Source organism: Pusillimonas sp. ANT_WB101 (assembly GCF_008369125.1).
In the GTDB taxonomy this organism is placed as follows: domain Bacteria; phylum Pseudomonadota; class Gammaproteobacteria; order Burkholderiales; family Burkholderiaceae_B; genus Allopusillimonas.
On record NZ_VOAY01000003.1, the window covers coordinates 337,637 to 362,080 of the forward strand.

Annotated in this window: 22 protein-coding genes; 9 read left to right on the plus strand and 13 right to left on the minus strand. The window is 52.9% G+C overall.

The genetic code is table 11. The features are described from left to right. Position 1: 1 nt before the first annotated feature. The 3 genes from FQ179_RS14290 to FQ179_RS14300 are packed head-to-tail and all read right to left on the minus strand — an operon-like array spanning position 2 to position 3,320. Positions 2–1,216 carry a cyclopropane-fatty-acyl-phospholipid synthase family protein gene (locus FQ179_RS14290; protein WP_149397984.1) on the minus strand — a complete coding sequence of 405 codons (1,215 nt, stop codon included), beginning with the start codon at positions 1,214–1,216 and terminating at the stop codon, positions 2–4. Beyond that, positions 1,213–2,037, minus strand: coding sequence for a DUF1365 domain-containing protein (locus FQ179_RS14295; protein ID WP_255474997.1), 825 nt, complete (start codon positions 2,035–2,037; stop codon positions 1,213–1,215). The genes FQ179_RS14290 and FQ179_RS14295 overlap by 4 nt, the downstream gene beginning before the upstream one ends. After that, complete coding sequence (locus tag FQ179_RS14300; protein WP_149397985.1) at positions 2,034–3,320, minus strand: NAD(P)/FAD-dependent oxidoreductase; 1,287 nt, start codon at positions 3,318–3,320, stop codon at positions 2,034–2,036. Before FQ179_RS14300 ends, FQ179_RS14295 begins: the two co-directional genes overlap by 4 nt. Before the next feature lie 189 nt (positions 3,321–3,509). On the opposite strand from FQ179_RS14300, the gene FQ179_RS14305 reads away from it, so the two are divergent. Continuing rightward, positions 3,510–4,115: a TetR/AcrR family transcriptional regulator gene (locus FQ179_RS14305; protein ID WP_149397986.1), complete on the plus strand. Its 606-nt coding sequence runs from the start codon at positions 3,510–3,512 to the stop codon at positions 4,113–4,115. 70 nt (positions 4,116–4,185) lie between these two features. On the opposite strand, the gene FQ179_RS14310 is transcribed toward FQ179_RS14305, so the two are convergent. Beyond that, on the minus strand, positions 4,186–4,578 hold the full coding sequence (locus FQ179_RS14310; RefSeq protein WP_149397987.1) for an MAPEG family protein: 393 nt from the start codon (positions 4,576–4,578) through the stop codon (positions 4,186–4,188). Between the two features lie 329 nt (positions 4,579–4,907). Here FQ179_RS14310 and FQ179_RS14315 point away from each other — a divergent pair, with 329 nt between their 5' ends. From FQ179_RS14315 to FQ179_RS14325, 3 genes are all read left to right on the plus strand, one after another. Next, a complete protein-coding gene (locus FQ179_RS14315) occupies positions 4,908–5,372 on the plus strand; it encodes a fasciclin domain-containing protein (RefSeq protein WP_149397988.1) in 465 nt (154 codons plus the stop codon). Positions 5,373–5,446: 74 nt separating this feature from the next. Then, complete coding sequence (locus tag FQ179_RS14320) at positions 5,447–6,061, plus strand: heme-binding protein (protein ID WP_149397989.1); 615 nt, start codon at positions 5,447–5,449, stop codon at positions 6,059–6,061. Between the two features lie 145 nt (positions 6,062–6,206). After that, positions 6,207–7,067 (plus strand): SDR family oxidoreductase, encoded by an 861-nt coding sequence (locus FQ179_RS14325; RefSeq protein ID WP_149397990.1) that lies wholly within the window; start codon positions 6,207–6,209, stop codon positions 7,065–7,067. A 3-nt stretch (positions 7,068–7,070) separates the two neighbouring features. Here the strand turns inward: FQ179_RS14325 and FQ179_RS14330 are convergent, their stop codons facing one another. Further along, on the minus strand, positions 7,071–7,565 hold the full coding sequence (locus FQ179_RS14330; protein ID WP_255474998.1) for a hemerythrin domain-containing protein: 495 nt from the start codon (positions 7,563–7,565) through the stop codon (positions 7,071–7,073). Between the two features lie 63 nt (positions 7,566–7,628). Here FQ179_RS14330 and FQ179_RS14335 point away from each other — a divergent pair, with 63 nt between their 5' ends. After that, complete coding sequence (locus FQ179_RS14335) at positions 7,629–7,985, plus strand: hypothetical protein (protein ID WP_149397991.1); 357 nt, start codon at positions 7,629–7,631, stop codon at positions 7,983–7,985. A 184-nt stretch (positions 7,986–8,169) separates the two neighbouring features. On the opposite strand, the gene ligD is transcribed toward FQ179_RS14335, so the two are convergent. From ligD to FQ179_RS14360, 5 genes are all read right to left on the minus strand, one after another. Further along, positions 8,170–10,596 (minus strand): DNA ligase D, encoded by a 2,427-nt coding sequence (gene ligD, locus FQ179_RS14340; RefSeq protein WP_149397992.1) that lies wholly within the window; start codon positions 10,594–10,596, stop codon positions 8,170–8,172. A gap of 9 nt (positions 10,597–10,605) precedes the next feature. After that, on the minus strand, positions 10,606–11,670 hold the full coding sequence (locus FQ179_RS14345) for a Ku protein (protein ID WP_149397993.1): 1,065 nt from the start codon (positions 11,668–11,670) through the stop codon (positions 10,606–10,608). A 171-nt stretch (positions 11,671–11,841) separates the two neighbouring features. Then, a complete protein-coding gene (locus FQ179_RS14350) occupies positions 11,842–12,474 on the minus strand; it encodes a VOC family protein (protein ID WP_149397994.1) in 633 nt (210 codons plus the stop codon). Between the two features lie 43 nt (positions 12,475–12,517). After that, positions 12,518–14,020, minus strand: a complete 1,503-nt coding sequence (locus tag FQ179_RS14355) for a Fic family protein (protein ID WP_149397995.1) — start codon at positions 14,018–14,020, stop codon at positions 12,518–12,520. 239 nt (positions 14,021–14,259) lie between these two features. Then, positions 14,260–15,516 carry a TIGR03862 family flavoprotein gene (locus tag FQ179_RS14360; RefSeq protein WP_149398349.1) on the minus strand — a complete coding sequence of 419 codons (1,257 nt, stop codon included), beginning with the start codon at positions 15,514–15,516 and terminating at the stop codon, positions 14,260–14,262. A gap of 558 nt (positions 15,517–16,074) precedes the next feature. Between FQ179_RS14360 and FQ179_RS14365 the strand changes: the two genes are divergently transcribed. Beyond that, positions 16,075–16,965, plus strand: a complete 891-nt coding sequence (locus tag FQ179_RS14365; RefSeq protein ID WP_149397996.1) for a dihydrodipicolinate synthase family protein — start codon at positions 16,075–16,077, stop codon at positions 16,963–16,965. A 70-nt stretch (positions 16,966–17,035) separates the two neighbouring features. Here FQ179_RS14365 and FQ179_RS14370 read toward each other — a convergent pair whose 3' ends face one another. Genes FQ179_RS14370 through FQ179_RS14380 form a run of 3 tightly spaced genes read right to left on the minus strand, consistent with a single transcriptional unit; the run spans position 17,036 to position 20,723 of the window. Further along, positions 17,036–19,159, minus strand: a complete 2,124-nt coding sequence (locus FQ179_RS14370; RefSeq protein ID WP_149397997.1) for an acetate--CoA ligase family protein — start codon at positions 19,157–19,159, stop codon at positions 17,036–17,038. Positions 19,160–19,197: 38 nt separating this feature from the next. After that, complete coding sequence (locus tag FQ179_RS14375) at positions 19,198–20,349, minus strand: thiolase (protein WP_149397998.1); 1,152 nt, start codon at positions 20,347–20,349, stop codon at positions 19,198–19,200. Then, complete coding sequence (locus tag FQ179_RS14380) at positions 20,349–20,723, minus strand: Zn-ribbon domain-containing OB-fold protein (RefSeq protein ID WP_149397999.1); 375 nt, start codon at positions 20,721–20,723, stop codon at positions 20,349–20,351. The genes FQ179_RS14375 and FQ179_RS14380 overlap by 1 nt, the downstream gene beginning before the upstream one ends. Before the next feature lie 335 nt (positions 20,724–21,058). Between FQ179_RS14380 and FQ179_RS14385 the strand changes: the two genes are divergently transcribed. The 3 genes from FQ179_RS14385 (at position 21,059) to FQ179_RS14395 (ending at position 24,427) form a co-directional block, all read left to right on the plus strand. Further along, complete coding sequence (locus FQ179_RS14385) at positions 21,059–22,108, plus strand: acyl-CoA dehydrogenase family protein (RefSeq protein WP_188074618.1); 1,050 nt, start codon at positions 21,059–21,061, stop codon at positions 22,106–22,108. Beyond that, entirely contained in the window at positions 22,101–23,255 is a 1,155-nt protein-coding gene (locus FQ179_RS14390; RefSeq protein WP_149398001.1) for an acyl-CoA dehydrogenase family protein, read from the plus strand. The genes FQ179_RS14385 and FQ179_RS14390 overlap by 8 nt, the downstream gene beginning before the upstream one ends. A 203-nt stretch (positions 23,256–23,458) precedes the next feature. Beyond that, positions 23,459–24,427, plus strand: coding sequence for a tripartite tricarboxylate transporter substrate binding protein (locus tag FQ179_RS14395; protein ID WP_149398002.1), 969 nt, complete (start codon positions 23,459–23,461; stop codon positions 24,425–24,427). Positions 24,428–24,444 lie beyond the last annotated feature (17 nt).

The following is a 24,444-nucleotide window of genomic DNA, read 5'->3' on the forward strand; positions in this document are numbered from 1 at the left end:
GCTATTCGGGCCTGGTGAACACAAACTGAACAACGTCGGTGCGTCGTTCTTCAAAACCGGCTTCGCAATAGGCAAGATAAAGTCGCCACGTGCGTATGAACCTTTCGTCAAAACCCTGTCTGCGAATGTCTGAAAGATGCTGCTCAAACGCCTGACGCCAACGTCTGAGGGTTTCGGCATAATCCTTGCCGAAACGCAGGGTGACATGGCCTTCAAGGCCGGCGGTGCGACCCACCTTAAGCAAGCGCTCTGGGCTGGGCAGCATGCCACCAGGAAAGATGGATTGTCTGATGAAATCGCTGCTGCGACGGTACTGTTCGAACCGCGACTCGTCGATGGTAATGGACTGCAGCAGCGCACGTGCACCAGGCTTAAGCCTGTGGCGAAGAATTTTTCCGAACCCCGGCCAGAATTTTTCACCTACCGCTTCGAACATCTCGATGGATACGACCGCGTCGTATTGACCAACAATATCTCGGTAGTCACGCAGCTCGACCTTGGCCAGGTCATCTAGCCCCGCCTCTGCGATACGTTTTTGCGCCAGTTCACACTGTGCCTGAGAAATGGTCACGCCGTGCACGTGTATGCCTCGACGGGCAGCATGCAGTGCAAAGCCACCCCATCCACAACCTATTTCCAGCACACGCATACCCGGCCGCAACCCCAATGACTGCACAATAAGCTGGTATTTATCGTCTTGGGCCAGCTCCAGGCTTTTGCCGTTATTGCGTGCAAAAAGTGCGCTCGAATATCCCATACCCGCATCTAGCCACTGCGCGTAAAACGCATTGCCAATGTCATAGTGGGCGTGGATATTGCGTTTGCTTCCCGCCCGGCTGTTCACGCGCAAACGATGCAGCAGCCCGTACCACAACCGCGAGATCAATTTGCCTCCAATCGCCTCGGGAAAGACGGCTTCATTGCGAATGGCAAACTGCAGCAGCAAGGTCAGATCAGGGGTATCAAGCCAGCCATCCTGGTAGGCGTCTGCAAAACCGATATCACCATTTCTCAATATGCGTGAGCAGCTACGCCAATCATTAATCTGCAAGGTGGCGCCAGGCAAGGCCACCGGCGATCCGAACATTTTCCGTTCACCTGTTGGCGTTACAAGAACCAGATGTCCCACCCTGATGCGCTCGAGCAGCGAGAGGAACAAACGGGCTGCAGCAGGGGTGCGATAAATGACGGCGTCAGAGGTGGATTGTGATGTCATAATTTCTTATCTATTGGGTCACGTTCGGAGACCACTGTGCTGGACACCGTATCTTCGCGTGAAGGCTTGGAGAAAAAGGGGACTTTGCGCAGCCAAAGACGTAGCGCCTGCCAGTAAATGCGGGCAATGACAGAGAACGTCATAAAAGGCTGACGCGCGACGGCATGTAGGGCCGATCGGCGATTGAGTTCACGGTTACGTCCACCTACCGACGTGCGCAGCAGCAGACCCTCGATATCGAAGTAGTCGATAGCTATAAATGAGGTGTCAACCGTGTCTCGCAGGCGAAACTGATAACGCCCCTCGACCTGGCAAAAGGGCGATACGTGCAACTGCTTGCGGCATTCGAGAACGGTATTGCCCGTGATGGGTTCTTCATTGGGCCCCGTCAGCAAATAACTGTGCCGCTCTCCAAAGGTGCTTGTTACCTCGGCAAGCAAAGCGCGCAGATTTCCGGCTCGGTCATGGCAATACCAAAAACTGACAGGGTTGAACACATAGCCCAACACACGCGGAAACGTCTGCAACCAGATATCGCCGTCGGCCTGCACGCCCGCGTCAGCCAGCTGACCGCGCACCCATGCGGCCAGATCAGTGCCATCACATGCCCCGTAGTCGCGTGTGCGAATGCCCATAAGGCCCCGGCGATCAACGCCAAACCACCAGCTATTGAACTGCGCAAGTTGATCAAGATTGAGGCGAACGCAAAATATCGGGTACACGAACCGATTGCGCACCGGACGCAGCCGCTCATGCATGACGCGTCCCGAAATGAGCACGGCGGATTGGGTTGGTGCCGAATTGGAAGACGAGATATTCACACTGTGGCCCACTCAGGCGATACGCCAAAACTTCTGGCCACACGCAGCGCTGACTTCAGCCCATCTTCGTGAAAGCCGTAACCCGTCCAGGCGCCAGCGTGCCAGGTATGCCGAACTCCCTGCAGCGACGCGAGCTCGCCCTGTGCTTTGATCGCAGGCAGATCAAGAATGGGGTGCTCATACTCCATGGACAACAGTCTTGTTTCTGGTGCTGGCAGGGTAATGGGGTTGAGCGTGACCACGACAGGCGTTTCAAACGGAAGGGGCTGAAGCTGATTAAGCAGGTAGCTTACGCACACAGGACGCCCTCCATCGACTGCGTTGGCGCCCAGATAATTCCAGGCAGACCACACGCCACGGCGCTGCGGCAAAAGCGAGACATCAGTATGCAGCATTGCCAGATTCTTCTGGTAGCGCACCGCGGCCAGTGTGGCTCGCTCTTGCTCGCTGGGGTCTTGCAGCATATGAAGGGTTTGCGGTGCATGCGTGGCCATGACGATGGCGTCGAATGGCTCGACACCCGACGCAGTACGCAAATTGATTCCATTGTTGTCGCGCGAAACACCTAATACGGGGGTATTTAGACGCAAATCTGGAATGCTGCCAATCAATCGACGCACATACTCACGTGAGCCACCTACAACAGTTCTCCATTGGGGACGGTCACGCACCTGTAAAAGACCATGATTGGCGCAAAAGCGAAGAAAAGTCTTGGCCGGAAAATTAAGAATGTCTGACGCGGCGCTAGACCAAATCGCCGACGCCATGGGAAGAAGGTAGTTATTCTGAAACGTAGCGCCATAACTGCCCTGCACCAGCAGTTCGCGCAGCGAACACCCACTGGCCTCCGCCATAGCGAGGTGACGCGGCGCCGCCTTGTTGAACCGCATGATGTCGCGCAACATACCCATAAAACTGGGCGAGAAAAGATTGCGTCGCTGTGCAAATACCGTGTTCAGGTCGCTGCCCGCCCACTCAAGCCGACCATTGTCGAGCGAAACGGAAAAGCTCATATTGCTGGGGTGCGTCTTTACTTGAAGCTCTTCAAATAAGCTGATCAGGTTGGGATAGGTGCGATCGTTGAATACCAGAAACCCAGTATCAACGGGGTGCGTCACACCATCAAGCGTTACATCAACCGTATTCGAGTGCCCCCCAGGGTACCCTGCTGCCTCAAACAGGGTGACTTGATAACGCCTGCCCAAAAAATAGGCGCTAGCCAGCCCGCTGATGCCCGCCCCAACCACGGCGATGCGAGCGCCAAAATTAGGTGCGCTAGGCATGTGGTATGCAGAAAAAATCTGCCCCTTTTGCGCATTGGCCACGTTCGCGACATGGTGCCAGCGAACTACCGGATGCGTACGACGCGGAACAGGCGATTTGAAACATGGTGCGCACCCTCAACATTCAGTGATAAGATTGAATCTACTTTAGTGTTAAAACCTATTACTAATCAGTAGCCTTATTTACTAATGAGTATTCTAAATCGATCTAGCTTTAAAGACAAGGCGTTCAAGATGCGTGAAGACGCAATTCTTGACGCCACCACCATCACGCTTGGCGTCAAGGGTTTTGACCTGATGACGATGGACGACATCGCTGCCGAGGTGGGCATCTCTAAACCAAGCCTCTACAAGCACTTCAAGTCGAAGGAAGATCTGGTCGGTGAGGCCATGATCCGTCTGATGGACGGCGCGCTGGAGCGGCTTGAAGCAATGCCAAAAACAGCAACACCTGTGGAGCGATTAAAGTTGTTGCTCGAGTGGGCGTTGCGAGTGCGACTAACAGGGGGGCTGCCGTTTCTGCCTTCCACAAGCCCACACGTTCGCAAAATGCTGACGCGCAACTTCAGATACGTTACCCGTGTGCTCAAACTGCATCAACGGCTCAAGAAAATCGTCAGCCAAGCCAAGGCTAACGGGGAGCTCAGCACCAGTCTGCCCGATGATGTGATCCTGTTTGCGTTCTATGCTCGCACCTGCGACCCTTCCGTGGAGTATCTTCAGCTTTACAGCAAGCTGGACGAAGATGCCATCGTGCAGCACATGCTGCAGGTGTGCTTTCAGGGCTTGCAATAAGGCGGTTGCGCAAACTTCGGGCAATGAAGGGGGCACCATCGGCCACGTGAACGTTCAACGCCCCCCCCTTTCAAAACAAGATTGCCTCCAGCATCTGCAATATGCCCCATATGCTTGCTATGTAAACCAGCGTACGCAAGTAGGGTATGCCGGCGATATAAATAGGCAGGTAAAGCACCCGTGCAATCAGATAAATCTCGGCCCCAAGTGCAGTTTGCGTGCCGGTTCGATCAGCAACAACTACTGCCAGCGTGGCGGCAGCAAAAAAGGGAAAGGTTTCGAGGAAATTGCGGCTTGCCCGGTTAGCACGTTGGGCGTGCTTGCCCAAAGGCTGTACGGCGTCATCACGATTGCCGGTATTCCATTTCAGCCCGCGCTGCCAAGTAGCGAAACCGATGGCCACGAATACATACACGAATCCGAGAGCCGTGGCCCAGCCAAGCATTTGCAATTCAATTGTCATTGTTGTTACTCCCTAAAGGTAGTGACTGACGGGCCAAGTTGTCGCTGTACGTCAACATGATTGAAGGTTGCACATCAGCGGCACCACCGATAAACGCAGCGACGGTGAATCTAACAGCGAAATACCACGAACAACTTGATCGATTCTGGTACATGAGTGACGTCGAAACTGACGTTATATTACTACTTAGAAAATAAAACTACTAATCAGTATTCTTTTTAACCGACTGGTGTTAGACTTAATTCTGACTTTTAGATAAAGGTCAGATTTATCCTCAGAAAGTTTCTTCAGTAGTTTTTCTCGCACCTAAAATTTGTTCGGAGACCCGCATGAAACGCCTTCTATCTGTTATTGCACTTTCGACTGCATTCATCGTCCCTTCTGCCTGGGCCGCTAGCGACATCGTCGACACTGCCATCAGTGCCGGTTCATTCAACACCTTAGTCACCGCCATCAAGGCGGCCGGCTTGGTGGAAACACTTAAAGGCCCCGGTCCATTCACTGTTTTCGCTCCAACAGATGAGGCCTTTGCAAAGATTCCTAAGGCAGATCTGGATGCCTTATTGGCCAACAAAAAAGAACTGACTAAAGTGCTGACATACCATGTCGTCCCCGGCGCCGTGATGGCCGCAGACGTCAAGCCTGGCATGGTCAAAACCGTGGAAGGTAGCGACCTGAAGATCAGTGTGGCTGATGGCAAGGTCATGGTAAATAACGCCCATGTCATCAAAACTGACATCAAGGCAAGCAATGGCGTGATTCACGTTATTGATACCGTGTTAATGCCCAAGTAATGCGAACAGGCCCGGTCTTTAACGAAAAAGCCCGGGCCATGGCGTGTTGCGAATAAACTTGATGGAAGATGGTCATGGCCACTGAAGAACCCAAATTTAAACAACTGGCTCACGATGACAAGTTTGAAGTTCGCGAATACAACGCAGTGGTTGTTGCTGAAACTGTGGTGCAAGGCGACATGGACACGGCATCGCGCGATGGGTTCAAGCTAATAGCCAATTACATTTTTGGCGATAACCATAAGGGCGAGGGTCTTGGGCAAGGCGCATCAGAAAAAATAGCCATGACCGCGCCCGTTATCGCTGAACCTGAAACAGGCTCCCACACTATCTCTATGACGGCACCCTTAACGACTGAAGCGGTCGGCATCACTCAGACGATGACGTTCGCCAAGTGTTGGCGTATTCAATTTTTCATGCCTGGGCAATATACCGTAGCAAGCTTACCTCAACCCAATAATGAAGCGGTAGTCTTGCGCGAAATACCCTCTTCACGTTATGCCGTTGTTCGTTTTTCAGGCATGGCTTCTACATCAAGCATTGAGACAAAAACAGAAGAGCTATTGCACTGGATGAACGTGAACCGCTTGATTCCTGCCGGCGCTCCAAAGCTGGCGCGCTATGATCCGCCATGGACGCTGCCTGGATTAAGGCGAAACGAGATACAAATTCAAATAACGTCTTCTTAGACGTGTAAAGTGCTAGAACACATACGTAGCACGTGATTTTTGAATCTTCAGTGGTATGGTACCAAAAAAGGCGGCGTCAGATGGACGTCTGTCGGGCTGGAAGACAGTCAACAAGAATCAAATTTGATCAAGGATTTATGCGCTGATGCCAGCAACCACAGAAATCTCAGACAAGCAGGCACAGCGCGTACTAATAGCCGGTTGTGGGGACGTGGGCGCTCGCGTAGCTCAGCTATTACACAGCTCTGGTGACGAGGTCTGGGGTTTGCGGCGTTCAGATGCCCCCCTTCCGGCTGGCGTTACCTTGCTGCAAGCCGATCTAACCAATGCTGACAGTCTGCAGCAGTTGCCCGAACGTATCGACCAAGTGGTGTATTTGCCTACGCCCGATGCACGCGATCACCTAGCCTATCGCCAAGTGTTTGTGCAAGGCTTGCAAAGTCTGCTGAAAGTACTGGATAAGCGAGGATTACAGCGCATTGTGTTTGTTTCTTCCAGCGCGGTTTACGGCGAGCACAACGGCGACTGGGTCGATGAAAATACACCTGCGTCGCCGCTTGGGTTCAATGGCGAGGTGCTGCTCGAAGCCGAACAGTGGCTAGCCGGCAGCGGTTGCCCAGCCACGGTCTTGCGTCTGGCTGGGCTCTATGGCCCCGGACGCACACAGCTGTTCGAACGTCTGCGGAGCGGCCACGCGCGGGTGCGCAGCGAACCGCCCTTCTGGAGCAACAGAGTGCATGTCGACGATGCCGCTGCCGCCATTGTGCATATTCTCGGTTTACCTGATCCAGCACCGCTTTATCTAGGCGTGGACAACACGCCGCTCCCAATTGCCCAGCTGTATGGTGAGCTAGCGCGCGAGCTCGGCGTGCCCCCGCCCGGCGAAGGGCCCGCACCGCAGGGTATCGGGAGCAAACGGCTTTCCAATACGCGGTTACTCGCGTCCGGATTCTCACCGCGATGGCCCGACAGCCGTGTTGGCTACGCCGCACTCATAAATAAGTGACGATCAAGATTTCTTGTTCGCCTTCTGATCCGCCATCGATTGTTTTTTCGTTTCTAGCATGGGCGCTTCCAGCTCTCGCAAATCGATGTCCTTGGACACGACCTTTGAAAACATTTCATCCTCTTCCTCTTTTATGTGGTGATTGGTAAATTCTCCAAGCACGGTAAAGCGAGCGTCGTATAAATCATCGCCAGGCTTCATTTTTTTCAGTAGTGCAATGAGATCCTTCGCACTGCCGTGCTCTACCTTACCTTCGTCCAACATATCGCCAAAGGTATCCGGATCAGCCTTTCGTAGAAATGGATAAAAATGATTCTCCTCGATTTCTGCATGCGCCGTGAGCGCCATACAGGCGTGCTGAACTATTTCATTCTTTTTCGCATCATCTTTGGCTGATTTAAACTCTTTGAATAGCGCCTGAACCTCGCGATGATCATCAATGAGCATTCCAAGCACGCTTTTTTGAGCGGCAGGCGCATGTGTTTTGTTCATAGCCATTTACATTTCTCCTCGTCTATTCCACGATATGTGCTCGTGGGCGGAAGAGAATAAGCAAAAGCCGTGCCCATCTCGAAAAATGTGCAGAGCCAATTGCAAGATCGCACCACACTAGGGTTTACACGACTGGGCAGCGGGAACAAGGCAAGAATCGCTCGCAAAATGATTATGCAAGTAAAGCGATACAATGAGAGTGTCAAAACTTCCAACAAGGATAACGTGAAGCCTACGCTTTATACGCTGCTGCAAGAACGCCTCGACGGTAAAGAGTTTATCGAAATAAAAATTTCAGAATTGGAAGCCATTGCAGGTGATGATTGGCTTTTGGAGGTAAATGAGCAAGCGATGAAGCTAAACGTTATCGTCGAACCGCATCCTAGCGAGAGGTTGTCGGTGCTTGTTACTCATTTTGTAGATTGAACGGGCGCAAGGCCCTACTGTCAGATCAAGCCAAAAGTACTTCAAATAAAGCTGTCGACACCAAGGGACTATGCCGTACTTTAACTAAAGCAAAAACGCCATTAACGCATCATCATGGCGTTCCATTGCGACATGAGTCTGTTTTCACACCCAATAATTACGCCCTTTTCCGCGTTCAGAACGCTTATTCAAGCGCTTTCATTGCCTGCGTCAGCGTTTGTGACGTCCCCGCATAGTCGGCCCATGGCCTATTACCGACGTCCATGCGCTCGTGAATGTTGCGCAGATGCCATTGATCGGAACGCGATAGTTTTTCGACCTCAGCCCACTCGATAGGCACAGAAACACCCAAGCCGGGACGAGCTCGCAACGACCAGGCCGATACGGTCGTGGCGCCGAAACCATTGCGAAGATAATCAATAAAGATTTTTCCCACACGGTTGCGTTGGCCGCTTTTTGCGGCGAAGCGGCTTGGCAGCGTGCTTGCCATATGATTCACAACGTCTTGCGCGAAGCCTTTGGCGGTATCCCAATCATGGCGCCGCTGTATCGGCACGACAACGTGGAGGCCTTTGCCGCCGCTGGTCTTGACGAATGATGCAAGGCCAAGCTGTTGCAAAAAAGCGCGCAGAACCAGCGCCGCTTCCTGCATAGCCGACCATTCCACGCCCTTACCGGGATCCAGATCAAAAATCAGGCGGTCAGGCTTGTTTATGTTGGATTTAACGGCATTCCAGGTATGAAACTCCAGCACATTTATTTGCGCGGCAGACATTAGCCCCTGCGGCATGGTGATCTCAAGCAATGGCTCGTGATCTGGGTCCAGCTTGGCCGGCATGGGGCGCACGCCGGTCATACCCGAGGTGTTCATGTGTTTCTGAAAAAACAACTGGCCTGCCACGCCCTCTGGTGCCCGAACCAGCGACACAGGTCTGGCTTTAAGGTGCGGCATGATCAGCTTGGCGACCAGGGCGTAGTACCGCATTACTTCGATTTTGGTAAGCCTCGTCGTTTCATCCACAACTCGCTCAGGATGGGTAATTTTGAGCGTGTTGAGCAAAGCGTGTTGCTGACTGGAGGGTGACCCGCTCGTCGTTGCCATACTGCTCTCCCTGACAATTGCCTTCGCTGGTTTATCTGTCCGCAGCCCCTGAAACACGGCATGTCGAATATGCCCGTCTCGCGTCCATTCTGCAAATGAAACCTCCGCCAGAAGTGACGGTTGCACCCAATGCACTTTGCGATAGCCACCGGTCGTATCTGCGAATGGGCGCTTTGAAGCCAGCAACGTGTCAAGCTTGCGTCGGATATCTTTAAGACTTCGTTCATCGAAGCCGGTGCCGACATTGCCCGCGTAGCGTAACTTGCCTGTTTCGTCGTGCACCCCAACCAGCAGTGACCCTATCCCTTCACGCGCGCCCTTCGGATCGGTAAAGCCGCCAATGACGAATTCCTGTCTTAGCGTGCACTTTAGTTTGATCCAGTCACCTGAACGTCGCGTGCGATAGCTTGAGTTTTTTTTCTTGCCGATGATGCCTTCGAGCCCCATGCGGCACGCGCTGGTGTAGATGTCGCGAACTTCTACCTCAAAGGCCGCGCTGAAACGTACAGGGCTCTGGGCGACCGATGGCGTGCCAGCCTGCAGCAAGGCTTCGAGCTTCTCGCGACGCATCCATAAAGGATCGCCTCGAAGATCATTTCCATCGCAGTAGGGCAGGTCAAACAAAAAATAAACAATCTCACTGCCTTGACCTTGATCGAACGCGGACTGCAGGGCCTGGAAACTGGGGATTCCGTTTTGGTTAAGAACAACGATCTCGCCATCGTACCAACCATCAGGAAGCTTCATGTTCTTTAGCGCTGTGCACAGTTCGCCCAATCTGTCGGTCCAATCATTACCGTTGCGCGTATATAAGCGTGGCCGCGTTCGCTCAATGCGCGTAAGCATGCGATACCCATCAAACTTGATTTCATAGATCCAGTTTTGGGTATCAGTGGGTGGGCTATCCACCAGCGTGGCTAGCTGGGGCGACAAAGTGGCAGGCAGCGCGGAAGGCCTGCCTGTGCCGTTTACGCCGTCAGGAAACTCATCCAACACACTACATTCGCTTGACGCGCGCGCATGGCCGTCCTGCTTCTTGAACAACAGCCACGACTTCTGCTTGCCGCCCTTGCCCCCCATGCGTACAAGCACCCAAACGCCTTGCAACTTGTGTCCGCGAAGCTCAAACTCCAACTTCCCCTTGAGATAGGCTTTTTCGGCATCCCCGATAGGCTTCCAATATCCCTCGTCCCAAATAATGACCTTTCCCGCACCGTATTGTCCGGCTGGGATCTCGCCTTCGAACTGATTGTAAGAAATAGGATGATCTTCAGTCTGGACCGCCATGCGTTTGACGGAAGGGTCAAGACTGGGGCCTTTGGGTACAGCCCAGCTCTTCATTGTGCCGTTTATTTCCAGACGAAAATCATAATGCAGTGTGCTGGCCCAATGCTTCTGAATTACAAAAGAAGGCTGCTTGGCATTGGCCTGCCCTACTTGATCGGGTTCTGGCGTCTTACTGAAATTACGCTTGGCTTTGTAAAGCTCCAAAGGGTCTGATTTGGCCATCCCGACCTCCTAGGCCGCTTTACGCCCGCGTGGTGGCGATTTTTTCGCAGTCTTTTTTGCGGTGACTTTTCTCTCTGTCTTGGCTGTAGTTTTGCTGCCCTTCGCCGAGTCGGTGGTCTTGCCTGCGCGGCGCGTCCCGCCGGTTTCGGCGGATGTGCTGGCAGACTTGGCTTTTGCTGAAGCCTTTGTGTTTGCTGCCTTGCTTGTGCTTTGAGGGGCGGGCTTTTTAGAGGTTGATTTCTTGGAACTGCCAGTATCCTGGCCTTTGTTCTTCCCTAGACTGCGCTGCAGCATTTCCGTCAGGTCGAGTATTTTTGCACTGCCGGTCGTCTCTGTATCTTCTTCCACATTATTGACGGACTCGGTGTCGCCGCTTTCGACCTTCTCTTTGACGAGTTGCAGTATCTGTTCCTTGAAGCTATCGGTAAAGGCATCCGGCTCCCATGCCCCGCTCATATCCTTGACCAATTGCTCCCCCATGGTCATTTCCTTGGCCGTGATCCCGGTCGATTCCGTGCCTTCCTCAGGCAGCCCCAGTTCGTCCCAGGGGCGTATTTCATCACCCCAGCGCAACAGGTTCAGGATGAGAGCAGGACCACAAGGCATCAAGATGGCAAGATGCTGTTTTGTCTGAATGACAACCTTGGCAATGCCTACCACGCCAGTTTTACGCAGCACTTCGCGCAGCAAGGCATACACTTTGGCACCTTTTGCGATGGGCGATGTGTAATAAGGGCGGTCAAGATACACGAAGGGAATGTCGTCCACAGAGACAAATCTTTCTATTTCTATTGTCTGTGTCGTCGTGGGGTAGGCAGCCTGTATCTCTTCTGCTGAAAGTACGACGTACTGGCCTTCTTCGTACTCCACGCCCTTGACGACGTCGTCGCTGTCGATTTCTTTGCCTGTTGCTTTGTTTATGCGCTTGTAACCCACAGGATCCATGCTGCGCTTATCCAGCCAGTCAAAGTCTATGCCCTGACTGGCGGTTGCAGAATGCAATGAAATGGGAATGTGAACAAGGCCGAAGGAGATTGCCCCTTTCCACAAAGCTCGCTTGCTTGTCGCTGCCATGATCGCCCTCCACCCTCTATCGCGTTAAGAAATGTGAGCAAACAGTGTGCCCAGCATCGCGGTCTCAAAGCGCCTGCTCACAATGACTGCGTACAACTTTACATAAGCACGCCCTCAGAACCGGCGCCTAAACAATAAGCATGAAGGTCGACGCTGTTGGTGCGAGCCTTTTTATGCACGCAAATCGACCAGGCCTTTCGGGGTATCCAGCGTCACCGTAAAATACGGATCAACCGCAGTCGCCAGCGGCATTTTGAAACCAATTTCATCCCATAAAGCCTGAAGCCTCTCTGGTTCAGGATGGCCGGCTGAGCACGCAACCACGCTGCACGGCGCACTTGGCAAAGTACGGGCGGGGTGTGTTGCGGTGCCCCAATCAATAAACAGCGGCGCAAAAATCCCATACTCGTTTACAGCTGCCGGCATAAGCAATTGCCAGCGTAAGGTTTCGCCTGAGGCAGTTTGGCGGCTTAGATGCTTCACCTCTGCCGCTACCCCGACGCGTTGGTAAGCGCTCAGAATGCCAGGAAAGTGATGCGCCTGGCTTTGCACAATGAAGCGATGCAGATGAGGTTGGGCCATTTGCTCGAGCACATTACGCAACCCGGTGCGCGTGTCTGAAGTCGGGTTGGGGGCTATCAGTTCAAGATAGAGATCGCTGCTGGTGGCAACTAACTTGTTGTGCGTGCCCAAATCAGGATGAACGCCACCGCTGGCAACCGGAATACCCGTCAGGTCAGTAAAGTACTGCGAAAGGCTATCAAGATTGTTGCCCGCCAGCATGAAGTGGTCAATGTTGTACATCGGCTTTTCCTTAGTTTTGTATATTTGTGGATGTTTAGCGCAATCAATCTTGATGGGCAGAATTGGGGTAAAAGCTTTCCCGAACAATCTCCTCAATATCGTTCAAAACCTCAGCAGGAACCATCAAAGAAAACTGCTTGCGTCTGCGCATTGAAAGACGCCCTTCCTCACTGACGATCATACGGATAAGGCTCATGGCATCTTTGTTGCTAATATCGTATTGGTTATTGATCCGTGCCAAAGCGCAGTCAAAACGCTCCAGATACTGCACCTCTTCGACCAGTGTATGGTCAAGCGCATAGTGAGCCATACGCAGGCCAAACTGCGCGATCAAAGTACCGTCCCAATACCTATAGGGGTCACCTGATGCCGTAAGGGTCGCGTCGATATCCCGATCAGTGACCTCATTGACCTTCCAAAGCTTCCTAATTGCAACTGATACAGACTCAAGGCTATTTAAATACTCACCTTCATGCTGCTGAAAAGCCACTGATACCGGCAAGATTAGGCCTTCTTTAACAAGCCCCGCTCGGCACAAACCGTGGTGAATCAGAAAGCGAGAGATCCTGCCGTTGCCATCAAGAAAAGGGTGATTGAATACGAAGCCAAAAGAGACCATGAAGCATTTAAGTAGCGCTTCTCTGCTATTGCTTGGGTATGGCGCATTGGCATAATGCAGCAGCCCCTGCATCAGACTCAAATTGTGCTCTGGCGCGGGAGGGATGTAAGTAACATTACTCGCCCTCACATGGCGAGCTGCTTTCTGCAACCAGTTTTGTCTTCTTCGAAAAGAAAGCTCTTGCAAAAAGGGGTTGCTGATAACACCCGATTGCAACTCAGCAAGGTATTGCTCGGTGAGGTCTTGGGCGTGATGCGCTTGATGCAACAACTGCACAAATCGCTGCGCCTTGTCCTCTGAGAGAGATTCGCCTTCGATATCAAAGCTGCTTCGCGTTTCAGACAAATAAGCCCAACCCAGTGCTCTGTCGAGGTTGCGTGGCCCGCCCACGCGCTCAACAAAACTGGCCAAATCGGCAAACAAGTCGCGTCTTAAAAGTTGCTCAAGCTCGGACGTACGTCGGATTGTTGGGCAAAAACTAAAATCACCCAAGCCGTTCTGGTTAACCTTGAACTTCCGGTTTCTACGGTTAGATCCGGTAACGTACTGCGCCTCATCAAACAGATCTACGTAGGCACTGGCCCTGACATTTGCGGCAAGCTCCTTTCCCGTAAACTGTTCATAGAGAAAGCCGATAATTCTGGCGTACTTTCCATTTGGATTGGCGTTCAGGGCTTGTTGCACAGATTGTTGTGAAAGCTTGGCGCTTATAGCCTGAATAGCTTCAAGGTGAATGCCCTGATGCTTGATGGCGAAAACAAGATGACCGATCGGATCGTCATTTTCAATAGCCATAGAGATCGGCACCCTCAATGAGTCTGAGGCGGAGACCACGGCCTGAACACGACGATCAACGATCGCAAGTCTGACTTTACCAGCGACCTTAAGCCCCATCTGGTCGATCAGATACGTGTAACCTATATTCATCGCGCTGCCGGGAAAAAGTTATTTGTAACTGTATTTTGTTATTTTTTTGGTATATTTACAAGATTATTTTATTCTAAAGTAAAGTAAGTATGTGAGATGTGGCATACATACCCACTTTCAGTCTGTCGGATCCATTAATTGCACCGGTCCAGATGCTGGCTCGCCGGCCCAATAGTCGTGCTGGGTAAACCGCGCTCATGAGACGAAGAAACGATATTCGAGATTTTGACGTCTTGTGCTTATATATGTTTTTGCTTTTCGGTCGCGAAGGCGGGTTTGAGGGCTGCCAACCAACCCAACACCCCTCGACCAGCCACCCGCCCACTGGCAAAGCTGGCCGTCAGTAGATAGCCACCTGTCGGCGCCTCCCAGTCCAGCATTTCTCCCGCGCAAAATACCCCGGGCAGTGCCTGTAGCATCAAATGCTGATTCAACGCTTCAAACTGCACACCACCCGCAGTGCTAATGGCTTGCGCCAGGGGCCGCATACCATTAAGGCTTAGGGGTAATCGTTTGATACCCGCGGCCAGCGCATGCGGGTCGTTAAACACGGTTTTGGGAAGGCATTCGTGCAGCAACGCCGTCTTGACGCCGCGCAGACCCAGGCGACTGCTTAGGTGGCTGGACCATGAGCGGCTGCCGCGCGGGCGGGTGACTTCAGCCAGCACCTGCGCCGGGTCGCGATCAGGCAGTAAATCAACATAGAGCGTAGCGCCCCCCTCGCGCAGCAGGGTATCACGCAGGTTGGAGGACCACGCGTAAACAAGCCCACCTTCCACACCATCTGCAGTGACCATGCATTCGCCACGACGCATGTTGAAGTCGCCCTGCGGTGCCAAGGCTATGGCTTTAAGCGGCTGACCTGCAAACCGCTCTGAAAAATACCCCGACCACTTGGTAAGAAAGCCGCAGTTGGCGGGGAGCAGCGGTGCGACGGCCACGCTACGCGCCTCGAGCACGCTTTGCCAGGCGCCGTCTGATCCCAGGCGCGGCCAGCTGGCCCCTCCCAAGGCCAACACCACGGCATCGGGACGCGCACTGACCGCACCCTGCGGCGTATCAAACGACAAAGCGCCATCCTCGGACCAACCGTGCCATTTATGCCGCGTGTGAAACTGAACACCGCTGGCACGCAGCCGATGCAGCCACGCGCGCAGCAAGGGTGCGGCTTTCATTTCTTGAGGGAACACGCGGCCCGATGAACCAACAAAGGTTTCGACACCCAGATCCAGGGCCCACTGGCGCAATACCGTTGCATCCAGCTGATCCAGCCAAGGCGAGACTTGCTCTGCACGATCGCCAAAACGAGCCCGAAACGCGGCCGATGCTTCACTGTGCGTTAAGTTCAAGCCACCCCGCCCAGCCAGCAGAAATTTACGGCCTACCGAAGGCATAGCATCGTACACAGCAACGTGTACACCCGCGTTGGCGAGTTCTTCGGCCGCCATCAACCCGGCCGGGCCAGCGCCTATTACGGCTACGATATTAGAAGGCATGAGATAAAAATTAATGAATTGCGCAGACAGCGACAGCAAAAATGCCACGGTATCACACGGCATGCCAAGTATGACTGCCACGCGTCAACCATCTTGGCTGGCGTGTCCAGTTAATTGTCGCTGAACCTATGACTTTGGGCCGGAACACCAGAGCAGCTTGGGCTATATTGTGATGGTGTTTTTTTTCGCTATCGAGATAGTGACTGACGCGCACGGACTCGTGCGCGACTATGCTTTCAGCCCACCGGAGCAACAGCCTTGCCAGTAATCCTACTTCTTCCAATCGCAGCCTGTATTTGCGCGTTTTTTGCTTTTCGCGCTGCAAAACGCGCTCGAGTGGCATGGATAGCGGCTGCCGTCGCACTGCTGCTGCTTTGGGGGTGGTACTTCTTGGCGCTGCTAAACATGAGCTTGCCGGACTGACTCACACACATTCGAAATAGCACCGTACTATTTAGCGCGTGCCAATCAGACAGCGAGCCCGCTCAACAATGGTTGGCTCGAGGCGTTTTCCGCCCCCAAGGTAGCCGCCGGGCATAGGCTTTTTTTAGGATAGACATGAGCATTCATTCGAGTTTTGCGGGCGTTTTCCCCTATCTGGCTTCTCCGATAAAGGAAAACGGTGAAGTTGATACCGAGGTCCTTCATCGCTTATGCGTTGACCTCATTGGCCATGGCGTGCACGGATTGACGCCGCTAGGATCAACAGGTGAGTTTGCGTATCTAAACCCCGATCAAAAGCGCGTCATTGTTGAAACCACTGTTGCAGCCAGCGCAGGCCGCGTACCTGTCGTGGCTGGCGTTGCTGCCACGACGACTGCAGATGCTGTGCGTCAGGCAAAAGAATATGAGCGCATGGGGTGTGACGGCATTCTTGCCATGCTGGAGGCCTATTTTCCTATAGACCAGGAGGGTGTATTTGATTATTTCAGGCAAATTGCCAATGCGGTAGATCTGCCCATCGTCATCTATACCAACCCCAATTTTCAGCGATCTGATCTGACTGCAGGCGTTATTGAGCGCCTGAGCCATATACCGAACATTCGCTATCTGAAGGATGCTTCCACGAATACAGGCCGGCTGTTGACCATCATGAACCTGGTTGAAGACCGCATGCGCATTTTTGCAGCGTCATCCCACGTGACGACCGCCGTCATGCTGCTGGGCGGCGCGGGCTGGATGGCTGGCCCGGCATGCATCGTACCCAGGCAAAGTGTTCAGCTGTATGAATTGTGTCGCGACGAGCGCTGGCAGGAAGCCATGGTGCTGCAACGCGAGTTGTGGCGGGTTAATCAGGTTTTTGCGGATTATCGGCTGGCAGCCTGCATTAAGGGCGCACTGCAGATGCAGGGTTACGACATGGGTGTGCCGCTGCATCCGCAGGCACCGTTGTCAGATGAAGGCGCGCGCGCTGTTCGTGAGGCTTTGGTGTCGGTGGGGGCTTTGTGATCCAAGGAAAGCGCGAGCCACGTAATAGTGCGGCTCACATCTGACTCACGACTGCACGACACAGAGCCCGTCAGTTTAAAACACCCAAGTCAGACTCTTCCAGCTTTTGTACTTCTCCTAATTCGAGTACGGCGTCCACTGCCCAGGCCCCTGTCGGCGTCGCGATCACGGGGTTAAGATCCACAGACCTAAGCCGTGACCCAGCTTGGGCGGCAAAGACGGATAGCCTTGACAGCATTTTTGCCAATGCATTGAGATCAACGGCGCTACTGCCACGAACGCCTTCCAACAGGGGCAAGCTCCGTATAGACCTAATAACCTCGTGCGCCTCACTGACACCAAAGGGACAACGGCGCAGAACGACGTCCTTGAATACCTCGACGTGCACGCCACCAAGCCCGAATAAGGCCATGGAGCCAAAGATGGGGTCATTCTGAATACCCATGATGCACTCCACACCCTGCCCGATCTGCTGGGACACCAAAACACCATCTATTCGCGCATCCGGTACTGCCGTTCTTGCACGAGTAAGCAGCGTTTCATAACCACTAGAGACCTCTTCGACGGAACTCACATTAAGCAACACGCCGCCAATCTCGGTTTTATGCAGGATATCGGACGAGAGAACCTTCATGACAACGGGATAGCCAATTTGTGCGGCGGCGTCTATGGCTTGCGCGACGCTTGTGCACGCATAGTCTCGCGTAACGCTTATGCCCGCCTCGGCCAGCACACGCTTGCTCATTGCCTCGTTTTGGGTTTGCTCGGGCAAAAAGAAGTGAGGAAGATCATGGGGTAGAGATGATTCGCCAGCCGCAAATGACCGGCCTAGTCTACCCATTGCACCAAGTGCACGTACTGCACGCCCTGGGTCGTCGAAAACTAGAAAGCCGTCTTCTTCGTACCCAGCGATGACATCATCTGATGCCAGGACCGACAATATATAGAGTACGTCGGGTCGTGCGTTACGAATTCGGCGAAGCTCAGTGCGCAGACCGGGCACAATCGACGCTACGCCCCCAGCATGGCTAAAGAATATCAGCAGCGCACTGTAGAGATCGGTTTGCACCATTTCAATACCGAAATTACCCGTTAGCGTCATTTCATTCAGGGCTTGCGCCGTGCAATCAACAGGATTTCGTGTCGACGCAAACGGTAACATGGCTTGCATTCGGGCACGGGCATCAGAGGGGACTTCAGGTAGCGCGACACCGTACTGCTCTGCATCATCCGAAATAATAATGCCGGCGCCGCCGCTAACCGTTAGCACCCCCAACGTGCTTTCCTGGGGATAAATGCCCCGCGTTGCCACTTTCGCTATGTCCAGGGCCTCTTGCGCGCCGTTGACTCGAATTACGCCAAATTCGCGCAATATTGCATCTATTACCGCATCGTCACCCGCCAAAGCCGCCGTGTGTGACTTCGCAGCTTGCTTGCCCAGCGCAGATCGGCCTGCTTTAAGCATAATTACAGGCTTTCGGGCGGCTTTAGCCAACTGCAAGGCGGAAATAAGCTCAGGGCCGTTACGCACACCTTCGATGTAGCTGATGATTATGTCTATGCCATCATTTTCGGCCATCCAGCCGATCACCTCGGCCACCGTGATATCAACCTCATTGCCAGTCGCAACAAAAGTGGATATTCCAACACCCTGTCCACGAGCAGCACAAAGCATATGGGCTCCATAGGCACCAGACTGCGTGGCGATTCCTATGCGGCCCGGAAGAGGCCAACCCGTCTCAAGAGTGGCCGTGAACGTGCCCCAAAAATTATTCTCCGCATTGAACACGCCAAGGCTATTTGGACCCAGAACACGCATGGAGCCAGCAACGCGCGCTATCTGCTGCTGCAGAAACTCCCCTTCCTGCCCGGTTTCTGCGAAGCCCGAGCTGAAAATTACAGCATTCTTGACACCAATGGATTCAAGCTCCTTGAGCGCGGCAGGGACTTGATCAGCCGCCAGAGCCAGAATTGCCACGTCGGGGCATGCTGGCAACAACGACACGTCAGCATAAGCTCGCAGACCCTGGATCGTCTCACGCTTCGGATTGATGGGGTAGATGTCTCCGGCGAAACGCCGCTCGAGCATGTACTTCAGGGCTCGGCCGCCTATTCGATGCGGATCGTTCGATGCACCAATAATGGCCACGGATTTGGGTGCTATGAGTGAAGATAAGGAAGAGAAATTTTTCATGGAGAGCGCTTAATCTTGGTTAATGTTGAGGCTGCCTTCTACAGCGTACTGGCGGTCCCGAACAGCGTGCTTACCTGACTGGAAAGCACACCACCATTTCCATGACATAGCGCTATTTCGGGCTCTTTCAGTTGCCGCTCCCCAGCATCCCCGCGTAACTGTCTGACAGCTTCAATGATTAGAAACAGCCCGTACATGCCCGGATGCATACATGAAAGACCACCTCCGTTGGTGTTTACTGCCAGCCTGCCGCCAGGCGCCAAAGCACCATCCTGCACAAACCGTCCACCCTCACCTTTGGGGCAGAAACCTAAATCCTCAAGAAACAAGATCGTATTGATCGTGAACGCGTCGTACAGCATCAGAAGATCGACATCCGTCTGTGACACGCCTGCCATTTCGAACGCGCGCGGCCCACTTTCTGTCGCTGCAGTTACGGTGAGATTGGGCATTTCTGAAATAGACCGATGCCATTGCGCCATGCCACCACCCAAGAAATAGACAGGTGGCTGCTTGAGGTCTTTGGCACGATCTGATCGGACCATGACGATGGCACCTCCACCATCGGTGACCAGGCAGCAATCCAGAACCGACAACGGATCCGACACCAGCCTTGCCGACAGAACGTCATCCAGGCTCAAAGGGCCCCGTGCATATGCTTCAGGGTTAAGATTAGCCCAAGCTCGAGCAGCAACCGCTACCTCGGCCAGCATTTCCCGAGTGGTGCCATATTCATACATGTGGCGAGCAGCGGCCATGGCGTAACCGTTTATGGGCATGCGAAAGCGATAAGGCTCTTCTTGCCACTGTTTTTCCGCCATTGAAACCAAGCGCCCACCGGCACTGCGCTGATTCGACCCATAACAGATCAACGCGGCATTACAAAGCCCAGCTTCCAGAGCCAGGGCCGCTTCAATCACATGCATTTCAAAGCTGGATCCGCCCACGTTAGCGCCACCCACAAAAGTCGGTTTTAGCCCCAGATATTCGCAAACTGACAAGGTAGGGAAAGCATGCGCAGAGCTGGCCGAGAACACGGCATCAATGTCTTGAATGTTAAGACCTGCATCACTTATGGCTCGTAGTGCCGCGCCGCCCAAGTTCTCCATTGCACTGAAACCGGGCACACTCCCCACATTGAAGCTGCCGATACCGGCGATCGCGACTTTTCCTCTGAGTGTACGGGTCATTATTCTGCTCCCTGCAAGGGTGTGAAGACGACTGCCGGAGCATCGTTGATATCAACAATACTTGCCTGGACGGGCGTGCCGATCGGCACGGTTTCCTGACCCACTATGAGCGACATCATGCGCACACCTTCTTCCAGATCGATCAGTGCTACGTTGTAGGTTTCGGTTTTACCTCTGTTGACGGTGATGGAATAAACCGTACCGCGGCCTGATGCCTCGACCCAGTCAAGGTCGGTCTCACCCGTGGACGGGATCACAAGGCGCGGATAGAAAACGTACTTTCCGGTAGCTCGCGATCTTTGGATCATGAATTTTCCTTGCTGTAGGTAAGACTTGAACTGCGCTTCAGGGCCCATAACTGGCTGCTGGTTCATCAGATGTTTCCTCTACTCTAGTAATTCAATATCTCTGTTCCGTCTTACGAAACATAATTCCATATGTTTTCAATCTAATTTCATAAATTTAATTATATGATTGCATATCACCGTATATCATCGATAATACTGTATCAGAGTAAGTGATACTTGCTTATTTAAATACCTGTAAGTTCCGTCATACGGAACAATATACACATTTCTAAGATTTAACAGGGGACGAAGCCTCCTGCATGCCACACCCCAAGCGCAAACGGCAAAAGGTTCGTGCGTCTTATAGCGCAGAGACATGCAGCAATCTCTCCAGAAGATCAACTCAACAAGGAACAACGAGTATGTCGTCTCTCGATACTGAGCTAGATGAAACCGAAGATCTGATTCGGATGATTGATGAAAGCGCGGCACATGTACTGAAAGACGATCTCCTTCGTGCACGCAAGCAGCGGTTCACCACTCCGGGGTTTGAAAGAGCAAAATGGCTCGAATTTTCTGAACTCGGTTGGCTCACTCTGTGTATCGATGAGCAAAAGGGAGGGCTGGGGCTGGGTATGCGTGAGCTCTGCACTCTGGCACATAGACTTGGTCAGCAGCTGACACCCGAGCCGATATTGGCTTCAGCCTTGATTGCCGACGTTCTGCCAGAAGCACATCAGCGAGACCTGTTGGAATGCAAGCAGATCATCCTGCCTGCGTTCGTAACCTACGGGCGACCCATGCCTGTCTTTAACAACGGCAAGATAACCGGGTATATCGACTGCATTCCCTATGCACTGGGTGCCGATGCCTTTCTCGTTCAGGCCGAGGGTGGCGCCGCCCTGGTTCGACCTGGCGAAGCGGGTGTATCGCTGATTGAACACAAGACTCATGACGGCGGGCATTTCTGCAGCTTGCGGCTCGAAAAGGTGCCGGCGCAGTGGCTATCGAGCGACATGACAACTATTCGGGAACAAGCCACGCTGGTTGTTGGTGCTTATCTGTCTGGCCTGTCTGAAAGAGCTTTCCAGATCACGCAAGATTTTATCAAGGAGCGTGTGCAGTTCGATAAACCAATTGGCTCCTTCCAAGTCGTGCAGCATCGCATGGTTGACCTGTTTCTCGAACTGAAACTGGGGCGTGCTGCACTAGGTGCAGCAGCCAACGGCTTTGCCGATGGCCTACGAAGCAGCGCATTGGAGCTTACAGTGTCATTGGCCAAGGCGCGTCTGAGCAGAGCCAGCAGCGTGATCACGCGAGAGGCTATTCAGCTTCATGGCGGCATAGGCTATACGGACGAAGCCGACATTGGCCTGTACCTGCGGAAAAGCATGACTATGTCCGGTACGTTTGGCACGGAATCATTTCACCGGAACCGTGCATTTTCACTGATGGGAGCCAATCATGGCTGATACACAAGACATGAACACACTGGATAACGCCGAATTCCGCTCCATGTTGAGAAGCTGGATCGAAGCCAACTACCCCCCTGAGATCCGCTCACCTGCCAAACGCCTGCATTTACGGGATAACTGGCCTTGGTACAAAGCCCTTTCAGAAAAAGGCTGGCTGTGCCCAGGCTGGCCACGTGAACACGGTGGCATGGGGCTATCGGCTGAAAAGCAGGTCATTATGACCGAGGAGTTCGAACGGCACGGTTGCGCACGCCTGAATGACCATGGTGCCACCATGCTGGGGCCACTGCTAATTCGTTATGGCACCCCATCGCAACAACAGCACTTCTTGCCGAAAATTATCTCCGGCGAACACATCTGGTGCCAGGGCTATAGCGAGCCAGGTGCCGGGTCAGACTTGGCATCACTTCGCACAAAGGCTGATCGAGACGGTGATCAATGGGTTGTCAACGGCCAGAAAATCTGGACCACCATGGCCAATGACGCGAACTGGATATTCCTACTTGTACGCACGGCTTCTACGGCGCGAAAACAGGACGGCATCAGTTTTTTACTGGTGCCCATGGACAGCCCGGGCGTTACCGTCAGACCCATACTGAACCTGGAAATGCACGATGAATTCTGCGAAGTTTTTTTCGATAATGTACGGGTACCGATCGACAACCTTGTAGGCGAAGTAAACAAAGGCTGGTCCATGGCCAAAGCACTCCTGGGCTTTGAGCGCATATTTATTGGCTCTCCTCGTCTGTCTGATTACGCCTTTTCACGCTTGCTCGAATTAGGCCGCCTCTACAAGCTTGAGGACGATCGTGCCTTCCAGGAACGGGCCTCTCAACTATTCCTTGACCTCGAAAACCATAAGACGCTTTTTGCTGAGTATCTGGACTTGATTTCACGCGGAAAACAACTTGGGCCCGACGTGTCATTACTAAAAATCAACCAGTCTGAATTATTTCGGCGCATCACCGAATACATGCTGGAGCTGACCGGAGAAATGGGTGGGGTAATCGAAGGGCTGGGCCATGACGGCGCGCTGAACGCTTCCGCACAATTCTTACAGGCCCGGGCAGCCACCATATATGCGGGTAGTTCTGAAATACAGCGGAATATCATTTCCAAAACAGTCCTCAACTTGCCTTCCTGAGTAAAGAAAGCCAAACAGAACGTCCGAGAAAACACCTAGAAATAAAAACAAATGAATCAAAGAAAGTTGTGATCGTGACCGATGCCAATGGCAGTGTATGGCGCGGAACCCCATCCAACACTTAACAACTATTTTGATGTGATCAGTGTGCCCATTGATTAATTTTCGCTACAACGTTTATCGCACTACGGAGGAGACACCACATGCGTAAATCAACCTTAATAGCAGTAGGTTTTGTTAGCATTATGAGCATCTTGGGTTCAGCCCAAGCAGAAAACTATCCTGAGCGTCCCATCAGCCTGATAATTCCGTATGCGCCAGGCGGCATTACCGATGTATCCATGCGCATGCTCGCCCAGAAGCTGGAACAGCATCTGGGCCAAACAATAGTCGTTGAAAACAGAGCAGGTGCAGCCACAACCGTAGCAAGCAACTACGTCAGCCGCCAAAAACCTGATGGCTATACGCTATATGCGGCATCAGTTTCGCTGCCTTTGAACAAATATCTGCAGAAAAGTGTGCAATATGATGCATACAAAGACTTCACTGTGCTCTCGGGCCTCGCAGACTCGCCTTTCATTCTCGAGGTCAGCTCTACGTTAGGCATAAAGACCATGGACGAGCTGGTCAAGCAAATTCGTGAGAACCCGGGCAAATACACCATAGGTGCTTCAGGTGTTGGTGCCATGAATCATATTGCAGCAGAAACCTGGATGAAGCAGGGGAACCTGGACGCATTATTGGTGCAATACCAAGGTGGAGCTCCGGTGCGCCAAGCCATTCTGGGAGGCGACATTCATATGACTTTTGCCACACTCAACGAAGCGCTTCCATTAAAGAATGATGGCAAAGTAGAGTTTGTCGCTGTGACTACAACAGAAAGACTCAGCGCGTACCCCGATGTTCCTACTGTTAAAGAGTCAATGGGTCTGGATAATTTCGAAGCGGTTTTCTGGACGGCACTGCTGGCGCCACAAGGGATAGATGAAGCTCGCGCAGAAAAAATCCGCACGGCCATGCGAGAGGTTGGTAAAGACGACGAGTTGCGTGCCAAGTTGAAAAACCAAGGCGTCACTTTGAACGTCACAGATGCGCAAACCACTGTAGAACGCATGAAGGGAGCAGAGAAAACATTCGGCCCGATCATCAAGGAGTTTCAAAAAGGTCAATAAACTCGCGGCACACGATC

Excerpts from the sequence above, each read along its gene's own strand:
- FQ179_RS14360 (WP_149398349.1), bottom strand. The coding sequence starts at position 15,516 with ATGCCTTCTAATATCGTAGCCGTAATAGGCGCTGGCCCGGCCGGGTTG.
- FQ179_RS14395 (WP_149398002.1), top strand. The coding sequence starts at position 23,459 with ATGCGTAAATCAACCTTAATAGCAGTAGGTTTTGTTAGCATTATGAGC.
- FQ179_RS14375 (WP_149397998.1), bottom strand. The coding sequence starts at position 20,349 with ATGACCCGTACACTCAGAGGAAAAGTCGCGATCGCCGGTATCGGCAGC.
- FQ179_RS14355 (WP_149397995.1), bottom strand. The coding sequence starts at position 14,020 with ATGAATATAGGTTACACGTATCTGATCGACCAGATGGGGCTTAAGGTC.
- FQ179_RS14350 (WP_149397994.1), bottom strand. The coding sequence starts at position 12,474 with ATGTACAACATTGACCACTTCATGCTGGCGGGCAACAATCTTGATAGC.
- FQ179_RS14345 (WP_149397993.1), bottom strand. The coding sequence starts at position 11,670 with ATGGCAGCGACAAGCAAGCGAGCTTTGTGGAAAGGGGCAATCTCCTTC.
- FQ179_RS14320 (WP_149397989.1), top strand. The coding sequence starts at position 5,447 with ATGGCCACTGAAGAACCCAAATTTAAACAACTGGCTCACGATGACAAG.
- FQ179_RS14310 (WP_149397987.1), bottom strand. The coding sequence starts at position 4,578 with ATGACAATTGAATTGCAAATGCTTGGCTGGGCCACGGCTCTCGGATTC.
- FQ179_RS14390 (WP_149398001.1), top strand. The coding sequence starts at position 22,101 with ATGGCTGATACACAAGACATGAACACACTGGATAACGCCGAATTCCGC.
- FQ179_RS14305 (WP_149397986.1), top strand. The coding sequence starts at position 3,510 with ATGAGTATTCTAAATCGATCTAGCTTTAAAGACAAGGCGTTCAAGATG.
- FQ179_RS14385 (WP_188074618.1), top strand. The coding sequence starts at position 21,059 with ATGTCGTCTCTCGATACTGAGCTAGATGAAACCGAAGATCTGATTCGG.
- FQ179_RS14330 (WP_255474998.1), bottom strand. The coding sequence starts at position 7,565 with ATGGCTATGAACAAAACACATGCGCCTGCCGCTCAAAAAAGCGTGCTT.
- FQ179_RS14370 (WP_149397997.1), bottom strand. The coding sequence starts at position 19,159 with ATGAAAAATTTCTCTTCCTTATCTTCACTCATAGCACCCAAATCCGTG.
- FQ179_RS14290 (WP_149397984.1), bottom strand. The coding sequence starts at position 1,216 with ATGACATCACAATCCACCTCTGACGCCGTCATTTATCGCACCCCTGCT.
- FQ179_RS14380 (WP_149397999.1), bottom strand. The coding sequence starts at position 20,723 with ATGAACCAGCAGCCAGTTATGGGCCCTGAAGCGCAGTTCAAGTCTTAC.
- FQ179_RS14300 (WP_149397985.1), bottom strand. The coding sequence starts at position 3,320 with ATGCCTAGCGCACCTAATTTTGGCGCTCGCATCGCCGTGGTTGGGGCG.
- FQ179_RS14325 (WP_149397990.1), top strand. The coding sequence starts at position 6,207 with ATGCCAGCAACCACAGAAATCTCAGACAAGCAGGCACAGCGCGTACTA.
- FQ179_RS14365 (WP_149397996.1), top strand. The coding sequence starts at position 16,075 with ATGAGCATTCATTCGAGTTTTGCGGGCGTTTTCCCCTATCTGGCTTCT.
- FQ179_RS14315 (WP_149397988.1), top strand. The coding sequence starts at position 4,908 with ATGAAACGCCTTCTATCTGTTATTGCACTTTCGACTGCATTCATCGTC.
- ligD (WP_149397992.1), bottom strand. The coding sequence starts at position 10,596 with ATGGCCAAATCAGACCCTTTGGAGCTTTACAAAGCCAAGCGTAATTTC.